We start from the raw sequence: 12,550 nt of genomic DNA, 5'->3' as shown, positions 1-12,550 counted from the left end.
CTCAGGTCCCCACCGCTTCTTCGGCCTTCGCGCGAGCCAGGCGCTGCTTGCGCTGGCGGTCGCGGAAGCCGGGGGGATCGATCGGCTTGCCCGTGAATCCGTAGCCGGCGCCGTCCTTGGTGCCGACGCCCTCGAAGAAGCCGACCATGCGGGAGAAGCGCTCGCGCCCCTTGGTCTGCGCCGCGACGATCGCCGCCATGGAGGCCGCGCCGGCCGGGCCGAAGAGCGGCCGGGCCGAGACCATGTTGGTGAAGTAGAGCGAGGGGATGCCGAGTTCCTTGCCCCGCTGCACCAGCGGGGTGGTGCCGATGGCGAGGTCGGGCTTCACCTCCTCCATCGCCGCCACGTCCTGTTCGAGGCTGGCGCGGTACTGCACGTGCACGCCGCGGGCGGCGAGCCAGGCGCGGTCGGCCTCGGACCATTCGGTGCGCGGGCAGGCGGTGCCGACATAGGGCACCTCGGCGCCGGCCTCGACCAGCAGCCGGGCGACCAGCAGCTCGGAGCCCTCGTAGCCCGAGACGGTGACGCGGGCGGCGATCGGGCTGGCGGCGAGCGCGCCCTGCACCGCCGGCAAGGCGCGCGCCTTGGCCAGGTCGATGCGCTGGGACGGCAGGTTCGCCGCGCGGCCGATTGCCTCGAGCCATTCCGCGGTGCCCTCGACGCCGACGGGACCGGAGCCGACCACGGGGCGGCCGGCCGCGCGGAATTCGCGGATGCTGGCGGTATAGAAGGGATGCACTGCGGCAGCCGCGACGCAGTCCAGCGCGCCATAAAGGTCGCGCCATTCCCGCGCCGGGGTCTGCGGCGCGACGGAGAGGCCCATCGGCGCCAGCAGCGCGCCGATGCCGACCGGGTCGGCCGGGAAGAGCTCGCCGATCAGCGCGACGCTGGGCTGTCCCTCCACCGCGCCGCGCGGCCGCGCCACCGGGCCGGCCTCGGCCTCGAGTCGCGCATAGCGCAGCATGGCGCCGGCGAGGACGTCCTTCGCCTCGGCATGGGTCGGCACGCCGAAGCCGGGCACGTCGATGCCGATGATCCGCACGCCGTCGACCTGCTTCGGCAGCAGGTCGAGCGGCACGCCGGAGGCGGTCGGGACGCAGAGATTGATGACGACGACGGCGTCGTAGTCCGCGGGACTGGCGGTCAGCTGCACCGCCTCGCGGATATCCTCGAAGAGCTTGCCGGTGACCAGCGTCTCCGAATTGAAGGGCACGTAGCCGACCGAGCGCCTGGCGCCGTAGAAATGGCTGGTGAAGGTCAGTCCGTAGACGCAGCAGGCGCTGCCCGAGAGGATCGTCGCCACCCGCCGCATCCGCAGCCCGACCCGCAGGCTGCCGAAGGCCGGGCACATGCTCTGCGGCTGGTCGTGCGGGCCGCGCGGATAGTCCTGCATGAGCTGGTCCATCGCCGCGGTCTTCCCCGCCGCGCCGGCCGCCGCCAGCATCGTCTCCCGGCCGCCATGGCAGCCGGAGCCGGTCGCCTCGAGGGTGGGGGGGAGAGCGTCCATGGCTCAGGCGCCCTCGTAGACCACTTCGAGCGACGGCTTCGTCAGCACCGCGGAGGCGCACATGTCCTCCATCGTCGCGGGCTGCAGCGTCACGCCGCGGCCGACCGCGTCGCCCTTGAACAGGCCGAGCAGCGCGTCGTGGCTCAGCGGCGTCGGCCGCAGCGGCGGCGCCTCGGCAACCTGGACGGCGAGTTGCTCGAAGACGCTGGCCCAGGGGCCGCCGGGCGTGCCGACGATCTCGTAGTTGGCGCTCTTGCGGCGGATATCGTCGTCGGCCGGGATGGCGGACAGCACCGGGATGCCGGCGGCGGCGGCGAAGGCATGCGCCTCCCCGGTGCCGTCATCCTTGTTGATGACCATGCCGGCGACGCCGACATTGCCGCCGAGCTTCTTGAAGTACTCGACAGCACTGCAGACGTTGTTCGCCACATACAGCGATTGCAGGTCGTTGGAGCCGACGACAATGACCTTCTGGCACATGTCGCGGGCGATCGGCAGGCCGAAGCCGCCGCAGACCACGTCGCCCAGGAAGTCGAGCAGCACGTAGTCGAAGTCCCACTGGTGGAAGCCGAGCTTCTCCAGCAGCTCGAAGCCGTGGATGATGCCGCGGCCCCCGCAGCCGCGGCCGACCTCCGGCCCGCCGAGCTCCATGGCGAAGACGCCGTCGCGCTTGAAGCAGACATCGCCGATCGAGACCGGCTCGCCGGCCAGCTTCTTCTTCGACGACGTCTCGATGATCGTCGGGCAGGACTTGCCGCCGAAGAGCAGGCTGGTGGTGTCCGACTTCGGGTCGCAGCCGATGAGCAGCACGCGCTTGCCCTGCTGCGCCATCATGTAGGACAGGTTCGCCAGGGTGAAGGACTTGCCGATGCCGCCCTTGCCGTAGATGGCGATGACCTGGGCCTGCTTCTTCACCGGCCCGGTATGCACCGCGTCCGGCTCCTGCGCGGCTTCGGCGCGCAGGGCGTCCGCCATGCTGGATTTCGGGGACTCGGACGGGGTCTTGCCGACGGCCGCGTTCATGCGCAGTCCCTCCAATCGAGGATCATTTTCAGGCAGGCCGCATCGGTGAAGGCCGTGCGGTAGGCATCCGGCGCCCGCGCCGCAGCCGCGACGTGGGTGATCAGGCCGTCCAGCGAGAGCCGGCCGGCGGCGAGCAGCGCCTGCACCGCCAGCAGGTCGGGCGCCTTCCACTCGGCCGCGATGCGCAGCCGCGCCTCCCGCATGAAGGCGGGCGGGAAGGCGAAGCTCAGCGGCTCGGCGTAGAAGCCGGCCAGGCAGATCTCGCCGCTCGGCGCCAAGCGGGCAATCAGGGTGTCGAGCAGCTTCGGGTCGCCGCTGACGTCGCAGATCGCGCGGTAGTCGCGGCGGTCGTCGGTCGCGGGGTCCACCACGCGGTAGCCCTCGGCGCCGTCGCGGCGGGAGGCATTGCTGTCCCAGACGGTCGGCGGCGGCGCTCCGGCGGCGATCGCCAGCCGGGCCAGCAGCCGGCCCAGCACGCCATGGCCGATGATGAGCTCCGGCTGCAGGGCGCCGGCCGGAGTGGCGTGGTGGGCGGTGGCGGCGAGCGCCAGCAGCACGCCGGCCTCGCCCAGGCCCTCGCCGATCGGCACCACCTTGGCGCCCGGCACGACGAGGCGCGCCGCGGCTCCGCCGAACAGGCCGCGGACGGGACCGAAGCAGCGCGCGCCGGGGACGAAGACCCGCTCGCCGACCGCACGGCCCGCATCCGGGCCGGCCTGGGTCACGCGGCCGACCGCTTCGTAGCCGGGAACCAGCGGGTAGCCCATGCCGGGGAAGTGCGGCATGCGGCCGGACCAGAGCAGCCGCTCGGTGCCGGTGCTGATGCCGCTCCACTCCACCGCGACCACGACATCGTCCGTGCCGGGGGGTGTGAGGTCGAGCCTTTCGAGGCCCAGGTCTTCCGGTCCCCTCAGCAGGACGGCGATGGTGTCCATTGCTTGGACCTCCCATGTCCAGCCCGATGTCAGAGTATCTTGACAATTCAAAGTGTCAAGCTTGTTTGACATGCCTCAAGCCGCCTTGGCGACCATGACGCGCGCCAGCAGCGGCGTGCGGGTCGGCATCAGCTTCGGCGCATCGAAGCCGGCCTGGCGCAGCAGCGCGGCCAGTTCCTCGGCCTTCCGCGGCCGGCCGGTGCCCATGGCGAGCAGGTAGAAGCCGAAATAGGCTTCCGTGATCGGCTCGGCGCCCGGCGTGCCGGACATCGGCTCGGCCACCAGCAGCGTGCCGCCCGGGGCGAGCGCGCTGCGGGCCGAGCGCAGGATGGCCAGCGCCCTCGCGTCGTCGTGGTCATGGACGATGCGGACGAGCGAGACGATGTCGGCGCCGCCGGGCATCGGCCCCTCGGTGAAGTCGCCGCCGAAGGTCTCGGCCCGGCCGGCAAGGCCCGCTGCGGCGAAGGCGGCGCGGCCGCGCTCGGCCACCGCCGGCAGGTCGAAGAGCATCAGGCGGAGATCGGGATGCCGGGCCGCGACCGCGCGCAGGAAGCTGCCGTCGCCGCCCCCCAGATCAAGCAGGCAGCGGTGCGCCGAGAAGTCGTAGGCCGCCAGCACCTCCTCCGCGATGAAGGGCTGGGACGCCGCCATCAGCGCGGTATAGGCGGCGACCTGCGCATCCGGCAGCGTGGCGGGGCGCTCGACCTCGGCATAGGGCCAGTAGCCCGAGAGCCCGTTGCCGCCGCGGTCGCGCCGGAGCAGCGCCACCGGGTCGGCCAGGTCGCGGTAGACCAGCGCATGGTGCTCGACCATGGCGGTGACGCCGGGATTGTCGACCATGGCGGCGCCGAGCGCGCCGAGGCCCCAGCGCCCGCCGCGGCGGCGCGCCACCAGCTTCAGCGACTCCGCGGCGTTCAGCAGCGTCGCGGCGGCCCCGGCCGAGAGCCCCAGCCGGGCGACAAGCACGTCGTGCTGCACCGGCCCGTCGCGCAGGATCTCGAAGACCCGCAGCCGGACGCAGGCCAGCAGGGTCTGGGTATAAACGAAGCCGGCGCAGAGATCGAAGAGCGCGCGCACCCGCCGCCGGGCCATGGGCCGGGTCAGCGGGAAGCGGGTGGCGAACTGCCGGAAGCGCGGGCTGGCGAGCAGCCGGTCATAAAGATCGCGCAGCCGCTCCGGCAGGCCGGGCGGCGCTCCGGAGGACATCGCGTCGGCACTGCCCGACATGGGTCAGGCCGCGCTGGCGGACAGCTTGCGCGGCAGCAGCCGGCGGGTCTCCGACAGGATGACCGCGCGCAGCGCCGAGGCCCCGGGGCAGTCCGGGATGGCGGCGACTGCCTCGGCCGCCAGGTCCTCGAGCCGCGCGATGGCGCCGGACAGGCCGTATTGCAGCACCGCGCTGGGGCGGTGGTGCGCCGCGTCCTGGCCGGCCGGCTTGCCCATCTCCTGCTCGTCCTCGACCGCGTCGCGCAGGTCGTCGGCGACCTGGTAGGCCTCGCCCAGCCGGTCGCCGAGCAGCCGCCAGACCGCCGCATCGGCGCCCGCCGCGGCGGCGCCGGCGGCGGTCGCGGCGGCGAAGAGCGAGCCGGTCTTCTCCCGCTGGTACTGCGCAAGGTCACAGCGCGGCTCGCTCTCCCAGGCCTGGCCGGCGACGATGCCGCGCGGCACGCCGACCGAATCGCCGATAACCGTCACCAGCGCGCCGAGCCGGGCCGGCGCCTGCTGCGCGGCGCGGGCGAGCAACTGAAAGGACAGCACGATCAGCGCGTCGCCGGCGAGCACCGCCAGCGGCTCGCCATGCGCGGCATGCACGCTGGGCCGACCGCGCCGGGTCGCGGCGTCGTCGAAGCAGGGCAGGTCGTCATGCACGAGGGAAGCGCAGTGCAGCAGTTCGATCGAGGCGGCGGCGGCCTCGGCCAGCACCGGTGCGTCGTCGCCGCAGGCGCCGGCGACCGCGAGGCAGAGCCGTGGGCGCACCCTGGCGCCCTTCGGGAAAACCGCGTGCCGCATCGCCTGGGCCAGGCGCGGCGGGCAGCCCGGCCCCTCGGCCAGGCCAATGGCGGCGGACAGGGCCCTTTCGATCCGCGTGACGGCGTCCATCTGGCGACCTCCCCGAATGCCCGAGCGCGTGTCGGGCTTGCTTGTCGATTATGACTGTCAACTTGAATAGACAGTGGCGTCAATCGGAATCCACGCCTCGCCGGGTCGTGACCCAAGCCCGGCACGGGAAGGCGCCATATCGCGATCGCTAAGGCTCGCGTGGCGGCTCCCGCCCCTCCATGGCCGGCGCCGCCCCGGGTCCGTCTGGATCACGGCAAGGCCGCGCGCGGCGCGGCGACAAGGGGAGGGTTGCGCTATGGCTGACGCCTGGACCAATGACCGCCTGGCTGCCGATGTCGCCGAGGCGGGAATACGCCGCATCGGCACCGCCGATCTGCAGATCGCCTTGCGACAGGGATGGGACGATTTCCGCACCATCCCGACGCAGCTCGTCTTCCTCTGCGTGCTCTATCCGCTGGTCGGACTGGTCGCGGCGCGCGCCTTCTCGGGCGGCGACCTGCTGCCGCTGCTCTGGCCGCTGGTCGCCGGGCTGAGCCTGGTCGGGCCGGTCGCGGCGGTCGGCCTCTACGAGATCAGCCGGCGCCGGGAAGCGGGGGAGGAGGTCTCCTGGCTGACCGCCTTCGCCGTGCTGCGGCACCCGAACCTGCCGCAGATCGCCATGCTCGGCATCCTGCTGATGGCGATCTTCGTCGCCTGGGTGGCGGTGGCGCAGATGATCTGGAACGCGACCCTCGGCCAGCTGCCGCCGATGAGCTTCAGCGAGATGGTGCACGCCGCCTTCACCACGCCGCAGGGGCAGCGGCTGCTGCTGTTCGGCAATGGCGTCGGCTTCGTCTTCGCCCTGCTGGTGCTGGTGCTGACGGTGGTCTCGGTGCCGATGCTGATCGACCGGCCGCGGGTCGGGATCGGCTCGGCGATCAACGCTTCCGTGCAGGCCTGCATCGCCAATCCCGGGCCGATGGCGATCTGGGGCGTGATCGTGGCGGTGCTGCTGCTGCTGGGCAGCATCCCGGCCTTCATCGGGCTGGCGGTGGTGATGCCGGTGCTCGGGCATGCCACCTGGCACCTCTACAAGCGCGTGGTGACCTGACCGGCAGGCCGGCGCGGCAGGCCGCGCCGGCTACCCCCCTTGCGAATGTCGTTCTTAGATATATCTAAGATACGCCGAAAGGCATTCACAAGGGATATGCATGCATCACCGACCCATCCACCACCCGCATTGCCACGGCCGCCGCTTCGCCCGTGGCGAGCACGGCCCGGACCGCTTCGACCTTGGCGGCGGCCGGCATGGCCGCGGCAGCTTCGGCCGCGGCCGCTTCTTCGGCCAGGGCGACCTGCGCCTGGTCGTCCTCCGGCTGATCGCCGAGAAGCCGCGACATGGCTACGAGATCATCAAGGCAATCGAGGAGCGGGTCGGCGGCGCCTATAGCCCCAGCCCCGGCGTGATCTACCCGACCCTGACCATGCTGGAGGAGCTCGGCCACGTCGCCGCCACCGCCGGCGAGGGCAGCCGCAAGCAGCTCGAGCTCACCGCCGAGGGCCGCGCCTTCCTTGAGGCCAACCGCGCGACGGTCGAGGCCCTGCTCGCCCGGATGGAGGAAGCCGGGCGGCGGCTTGGCGGCGGGCCGGCGCCCCAGGTCGCCCGCGCCATGGAGAACCTGAAGCTGGCGTTGCGCCTGCGCCTCGGCCGCGGGCCCCTGACCGAGGAGGCGGCGAATGCCGTGGCCGCGGCACTGGATGCCGCCGCCGTCGCGGTGGAGCGCACGTGATGCCGGCCTCCGTCGCGCGGGTGGCCATGGAGCAGCCCCGCCGGTACCTCGGCCAGCTCTGCCGGCACTTCGCCCACAGGCTGCCGGTGACGCTGGCGGAGACCAGCGGCAGCATCGCCTTCCCCGCCGGCACCTGCGCGCTGGCGGCCGAGGGCGACGTGCTGGCCCTGCGGATCGAGGCCGCCGACCCGGCGGCGCTGCCGGGGCTGGAGGATGTCGTCGCCCGCCACCTGCTGCGCTTCGCGTTCCGCGACCCGCCGGAGGTCAGCTGGGCGCGGGAGGCCGGCTGATCCGCTTGCTGGCGCCGGGTGCGCGTGGGACCCTGCGGGCCGGGAGGGAAGCGCCACATGACCTGGTCCATTCTGGGAGCGTCGCTGGCGGCGCACGACCTGGCCGCATCCGGGCATGTCTTCGGCACGCTGCTCGGCCTCGGCGCGCCGCGGCACCGCGACGCGCGGACGCTCGAATTCGGCCCGGGCCTCCGGCTGCAGCGGCCCGACCGGGTGCTGTCCCGCACGGCGGGCGGGCTGCTCGGCCCCGCCGGGGCGCGGCACGTGGCGATTGCCGTGGATGACCTGCACCGGGTCGCCGGCAACCTCGGCCGGGCGGCGCTGCCCTGCCTCGAGGCAGAGCGGGCGGAATTCGGCACCGACGCGCTCTGGACGCTCGACCCGGCATCGAACCTCGTCGCCTTCGTCGCGCGGGGGCCAGCCGCGCCCGAGCCCGGCTGGCACGTCCACCACGTCAACCTGCCCGCGGCCGACGTGCGGGAGGCCACGGCCTTCTACGTCGAGATGGCCGGGATGCGCGAAGGGCGCTGGCAGGCGCCGGCCGCGCGCGGCGACTTCAGCATCGACCCGGCGGAACTTTCGGTGCTGACGCTCGGCACCGACAACAGCGGCCTGCACATCATCCGCCCCGATCCCGGCTTCGCGCTGCGCAACGGCTTCGCCCACAACCCCTCGATCGGCGGCCACCCGGCCTTCTGCGTGCCGGATGTCGGCGCGGTGAAGGCACGGCTGGAAGCGGCGGGCGTGCTGGTGTCGGATGCCGGGGTCTATGCCATGGCCGGCATGCGGCAGATCTACCTGCTCGACCCCGCCTCCAACGTGATCGAGGTCAATCAGCGGGTATAGGTCACCGCGAAGACGCAGGCGGGATCGCCCATCGCCGCGCAGGCGGTCTCGGTCACGCGGGCGCGGCGATGCACCAGGCGGCTGAACAGCCGCTCGAAGCTCGCGGCGAAATAGCCGCAGGCGGGCTGGCCGGACACCGCGCCGCGGCAGAGCGGGCAGCCCGCGATAGAAAGCAGGGTCGGCGTGCCGGGCCTGGCGGCGAAGGCGCCGCTGCCGGCAAAGGTCCAGGCATGCCGGCGGATCGCGGCGCAAAGCAGGCGCGCGGCCAGGGCTGCCGGCAGCGCGCGCAGCAGCCCTTGCGCCAGGCGCGGGATGCGGTTGGCCAGCAGGTAGTCGCCGGTGCGCAGCCCGGCTTCCCAGGCGGCCGCGGCATAGGCCGCGCGGTCGAGCCGCGCCCGCAGCACGCGGTGCAGCGCGGCGACCTCGCGCTCCGCCACCATCCCGGCCGGTGGGGCGCGGCGATAGGCGGCGAGGCCGGCCTCGGCAAAGAGCGCATCGACGGCGTCGGCCGGCAGCGCCTCGGCCATCCGGGTGATGGCGTTCGGCCCGATCCGGCCGCCGGGATGCGCGCCGCCGTCCATCTACTCGACGCTTTCGGGCAGTTGCTCCGTGCCGCCACCGCAGGCTTTGACGTTGGCCGCCGGCAGCTTCGCCTTGGGACGGTGCATGGTCTTCCACATCGCGTTGTGCGGCGCGCGCCGCCGCCGCGCTCATCGTGCGCGTCGCGTCGAAATGGAAGTCGACCGATGTCTTGGTCTGCGGCCCCCAGTAGCCGACCTTGCCAAGGTCGTAGAAGGTCCGCCGGAAGCCGGATTTCAGGAAGGCCTTGAGGCAGCCCAGCAGATACTTCCGCTTCGCCTTGTCGCGCTCGAACGGGTAGCCGAGGAAGGACTTGCGCAGGTAGAAGCGCCGGTAGTTCGCCATGGTGCGGTCGAGCAGCGTCGCCCGGTCCATCGCGTCCGGCTTCATGATCGGCGTGACGAAATTGTACTTCGAGAAGTCGAAGACCTCGACCTTGTCGCCGAGTTCCTGGAACAGGTCGCTGAAGGGCCAGGGCGTGTACATCGCCCAATTCGCCATGTCCGGGTTCCAGTCGAGCGCCATGCGGTAGGTCTCCTCCAGCGTCTCCGCCGTCTCGTTCTCGAGTCCGACGATGAACTGCGCCTCGGCAACGATGCCGTTGGCGCGCAGCAGCTGGATGGCCTTCCTGTTCTGGGCGATCGTCGTCTCCTTGTTGAAGCGCTCGAGCTTCAACTGCGCCGCGGCTTCCGTGCCGAGCGAGACGTGGATCAGCCCGGCCTTGCGGTAGAGCGGCAGCAGCGCCTCGTCCCGCAGGATGTCGGTGACACGGGTGTTGATGCCCCAGAGCACGGGCAGCCTGCGCTCGACCAGAAGCTCGCAGAACTCGACGAACTTCTTCCTGTGGATGGTTGGTTCCTCGTCCGCCAGGATGAAGAAGCCGACCTGGTGGTCGCGCACCAGCCCTTCGATCTCGTCCACCACCTTGCGGGGGTCGCGCACCCGGTAGTCGCGCCAGAATTTCCACTGGCTGCAGAAGCTGCAGGTGAAGGGGCAGCCGCGCGCCAGGTTGGGGATCGCGACGCGCGTGCCGGTCGGCGTGTAGATGTAGCGCTGCCAGTCGAGGATGCCCCAGTCCGGCGTGATGCGGTCCATGTCGGCGATCGGCGCCGCGGCGGGGGTCGCCACCGCCTGGCCCGCTTCGCCATAGGCGATGCCCTTGACGCCGGCGCGTTCCGCCGGCCAGCGGCCCGCCTCGACGCAGCGGACCAGGTCGAGCAGCACCTGCTCCCCCTCCCCGCCCACGATGGCGTCGATCCAGGGCGCCTCGGCGAGAACCTGGCCGTACATGAAGGTGCCGTGGATGCCGCCCAGGACGGTCACCGCCTGCGGGCAAGCCTCCTTGGCGATGCGCAGGATCGCCTCGGCCTCGTAGATCGCGGGGGTGATGGCGGTGCAGCCGACCAGGTCGGGCCGCAGCGCGCCCAGCCGTTCCCGCACCTGCGCGTGGTCGAGCTGCTCGGTCATTGCGTCGATGAAGGTGATGTCGGCATAGCCGGCCGCCTTCAGGAAACCGGAGAGATAGGCGACCCAGGCCGGCGGCCAGGTGCCGGCGATCTCGGCGCCGCCCGAATGGTAGTTCGGGTGGATCAGGACGATGCGCATCGCTTGGGCCTCCCCCGGCTTCGGCCGGCACTGGGAGGCTGCCCGGGGAATTGTCAGGTCACCTTGACAGAGATCAAATCGGTTTCAAATGACACTGGTTGGGAAGGGAAACGGGTGTCCCTTCCCGAGCCCCGCCCCTTCCTTTCATGAGTCGGCTGCCGCCACGCGGCGCACGCAAGACTCAGAAAAACAGAAAAGGGTCCTGGGAGGATACCTCCTCCCTGGCCTTGCCTTCCTTGCCTACCGGTTCCGCCGCCACAGTTCCTCGCTCAGCAGCGCCGCGAAGCCGATCCAGGCGGCATAGGGCACCGCGAGCCAGGCCGCCGGCCGGTCCACCTTGCGGGCGGTCTCCACATAGGCCGCGGCATTCACCACCGTGACGGCCGCTTCCAGCGTCGCCGCGCCGCGCAGCCGCTTGCCGAAGCCGAGCCACACCCAGACGGCGTTCAGCCCCTGGATGCCCCACCAATGCGCCAGGGCGCGGCTGCGCGCCGGGCTCGGCCGGGCATTCCACAGCCGGGCGCCGGAGACCGTCAGCGCCGCATAGATCGGCCCCCAGATGGCGAAGGCGGCATCGGGCGGGTTGAAGGGCGGCTTCTCCAAGCGTTCGTAGTCCCGCCGGATGCGCCCATGCACCGGGGAGGGCGACCAGCGCGCCGCCAGCAGCGCCGAGGCTAGCACCGCCCCGCCGCAGACCGCCAGCGCCGTGGCGATGTCGCCGTCGCCGACCCGCCGCGGCGCCAGCGCGCCGCGCGCCGTCTCGACCAGGGACTGACCCATGCAAACCGCCTCCGCCGCTTCGATGCGCAGCGGAACGCGGCGATGGCCGCTTCGGTTTAGCGCATGCCGCCGTTCAGCGGCCGCTCCTGCTCCAGCCGCAGCATCAGGTCGAGCATCCAGCCCACCTGCTGGCCGAGGCGCCGGTCCGGCGGCGCCGGGCGCAGGCGGCGCGGCTCGGCCGCCACCGCCTCGACCAGGAAGCGCGTTTCCGGCAGGCAGGGCGCGTCGGTGGCGCCGGCCGGCAGGGCGATGGCGCCGAGGCTGCGGGCCAGCAGCGCCGCCTTGCGCCGGCCCGAGACCACGGCGCGGCGGGAAACGCTGTCGAAGCCCTCCCGCGCCACCTGGTGGCCGATCTCGGCATAGATCCAGCGCGCGGCGCCGATTCCCGGGCGGCAGGAGAGCGGCAGCCGGGCGATCCCGGCCTCCGAGCGGCGATAAAGCGCCGCCGCCTCGGCCAGCAGCCGCCGCACCACCCCGGCCAGCCGGGCATCGAAGACCGGGTCGGCCAGCCAAGCCTCGGGGTCGAGCCCGGCCTCCCGCATCCACGCCATGGGCAGGTAGAGCCGCCCGGCCCGGGCATCCTCGCCGACGTCGCGGGCGATGTTGGAGAATTGCATGGCGACGCCGAGGTCGCAGGCGCGGGCCAGCACCGCCGGCCTCCGCTCCTCCATCAGCAGCGCCATCATGGCGCCGACCGTGCCGGCGACGCGGGCGGCATAGGCGGTGAGGTCGGCCAGCGTCTCGTAGCGCCGCCCGGCGCGGTCCCAGGCGAAGCCTTCCAGCAGCGCCTCCGGCACCGCGCGGGGGATGGCGTAGCGGGCGATGACCGAGGCCAGCGCCCGGTCGGCGGCCATCGGCAGCGGCCGGCCCTCATAGGCCCGCCGCAGCCGGTCCTGCAGCCCGGCCAGCGCGGCAGGGCCGGGGTCGAGGTCGATGACGTCGTCGGCGACCCGGCAGAAGGCATAGAGCGCGGTGGCCGGCTCGGCGATCCGCCGCGGCAGCAACCGGGAGGCCGCGTGGAAGCTTTTCGACCCGCCGGCGAGCAGCGCCCGGCAGGCGGCGAGGTCTTCGGGGCCGAGAACGGGTTCTTGCCGGGACAGACGCATCTTGGACCCCATCTGGAGGCGCGCGGTCTGCGCCGCGGCTGTCGGAAAC

General features: G+C 72.4%; 12 protein-coding genes and 1 pseudogene. 4 read left to right on the top strand and 9 right to left on the bottom strand.

Translation table 11 applies throughout. The features are described from left to right. Window position 1: 1 nt before the first annotated feature. From bchY to E2C06_RS07430, 5 genes are all read right to left on the bottom strand, one after another. On the bottom strand, window positions 2–1,507 hold the full coding sequence (bchY, locus tag E2C06_RS07450; protein WP_133287966.1) for a chlorophyllide a reductase subunit Y: 1,506 nt from the start codon (window positions 1,505–1,507) through the stop codon (window positions 2–4). Window positions 1,508–1,510: 3 nt separating this feature from the next. Beyond that, window positions 1,511–2,530 carry a chlorophyllide a reductase iron protein subunit X gene (locus tag E2C06_RS07445; protein ID WP_193560428.1) on the bottom strand — a complete coding sequence of 340 codons (1,020 nt, stop codon included), beginning with the start codon at window positions 2,528–2,530 and terminating at the stop codon, window positions 1,511–1,513. Continuing rightward, window positions 2,527–3,465, bottom strand: a complete 939-nt coding sequence (gene bchC / locus E2C06_RS07440; RefSeq protein WP_133287965.1) for a chlorophyll synthesis pathway protein BchC — start codon at window positions 3,463–3,465, stop codon at window positions 2,527–2,529. Before bchC ends, E2C06_RS07445 begins: the two co-directional genes overlap by 4 nt. 75 nt (window positions 3,466–3,540) lie before the next feature. Continuing rightward, a complete protein-coding gene (locus E2C06_RS07435) occupies window positions 3,541–4,692 on the bottom strand; it encodes a methyltransferase (protein ID WP_133287964.1) in 1,152 nt (383 codons plus the stop codon). A gap of 3 nt (window positions 4,693–4,695) precedes the next feature. Continuing rightward, on the bottom strand, window positions 4,696–5,565 hold the full coding sequence (locus E2C06_RS07430) for a polyprenyl synthetase family protein (RefSeq protein WP_133287963.1): 870 nt from the start codon (window positions 5,563–5,565) through the stop codon (window positions 4,696–4,698). 256 nt (window positions 5,566–5,821) lie between these two features. Here E2C06_RS07430 and E2C06_RS07425 point away from each other — a divergent pair, with 256 nt between their 5' ends. From E2C06_RS07425 to E2C06_RS07410, 4 genes are all read left to right on the top strand, one after another. Further along, a complete protein-coding gene (locus E2C06_RS07425) occupies window positions 5,822–6,616 on the top strand; it encodes a DUF2189 domain-containing protein (protein ID WP_133287962.1) in 795 nt (264 codons plus the stop codon). Window positions 6,617–6,716: 100 nt separating this feature from the next. Beyond that, complete coding sequence (locus E2C06_RS07420; protein ID WP_133287961.1) at window positions 6,717–7,295, top strand: PadR family transcriptional regulator; 579 nt, start codon at window positions 6,717–6,719, stop codon at window positions 7,293–7,295. After that, on the top strand, window positions 7,295–7,585 hold the full coding sequence (locus E2C06_RS07415) for a DUF2218 domain-containing protein (RefSeq protein ID WP_133287960.1): 291 nt from the start codon (window positions 7,295–7,297) through the stop codon (window positions 7,583–7,585). The genes E2C06_RS07420 and E2C06_RS07415 overlap by 1 nt, the downstream gene beginning before the upstream one ends. Before the next feature lie 57 nt (window positions 7,586–7,642). Further along, window positions 7,643–8,431 (top strand): VOC family protein, encoded by a 789-nt coding sequence (locus E2C06_RS07410; protein WP_133287959.1) that lies wholly within the window; start codon window positions 7,643–7,645, stop codon window positions 8,429–8,431. On the opposite strand, the gene bchJ is transcribed toward E2C06_RS07410, so the two are convergent. From bchJ to E2C06_RS07390, 4 genes and pseudogenes are all read right to left on the bottom strand, one after another. Beyond that, window positions 8,419–9,012, bottom strand: coding sequence for a bacteriochlorophyll 4-vinyl reductase (gene bchJ, locus E2C06_RS07405; RefSeq protein ID WP_133287958.1), 594 nt, complete (start codon window positions 9,010–9,012; stop codon window positions 8,419–8,421). The genes E2C06_RS07410 and bchJ overlap by 13 nt on opposite strands. A 181-nt stretch (window positions 9,013–9,193) precedes the next feature. After that, a pseudogene (bchE, locus tag E2C06_RS07400) lies at window positions 9,194–10,615 on the bottom strand (magnesium-protoporphyrin IX monomethyl ester anaerobic oxidative cyclase); the annotation flags it as partial. Between the two features lie 240 nt (window positions 10,616–10,855). After that, window positions 10,856–11,395 carry a TspO/MBR family protein gene (locus E2C06_RS07395; RefSeq protein ID WP_133287957.1) on the bottom strand — a complete coding sequence of 180 codons (540 nt, stop codon included), beginning with the start codon at window positions 11,393–11,395 and terminating at the stop codon, window positions 10,856–10,858. Between the two features lie 56 nt (window positions 11,396–11,451). Then, window positions 11,452–12,501, bottom strand: coding sequence for a phytoene/squalene synthase family protein (locus E2C06_RS07390; protein ID WP_133287956.1), 1,050 nt, complete (start codon window positions 12,499–12,501; stop codon window positions 11,452–11,454). Between the last annotated feature and the right edge of the window lie 49 nt (window positions 12,502–12,550).

Source organism: Dankookia rubra, from assembly GCF_004355005.1.
In the GTDB taxonomy this organism is placed as follows: domain Bacteria; phylum Pseudomonadota; class Alphaproteobacteria; order Acetobacterales; family Acetobacteraceae; genus Paracraurococcus; species Paracraurococcus ruber_A.
Note: the sequence above shows the minus strand (reverse complement) of the source record. Positions and strands in the feature narration are given on the sequence as shown.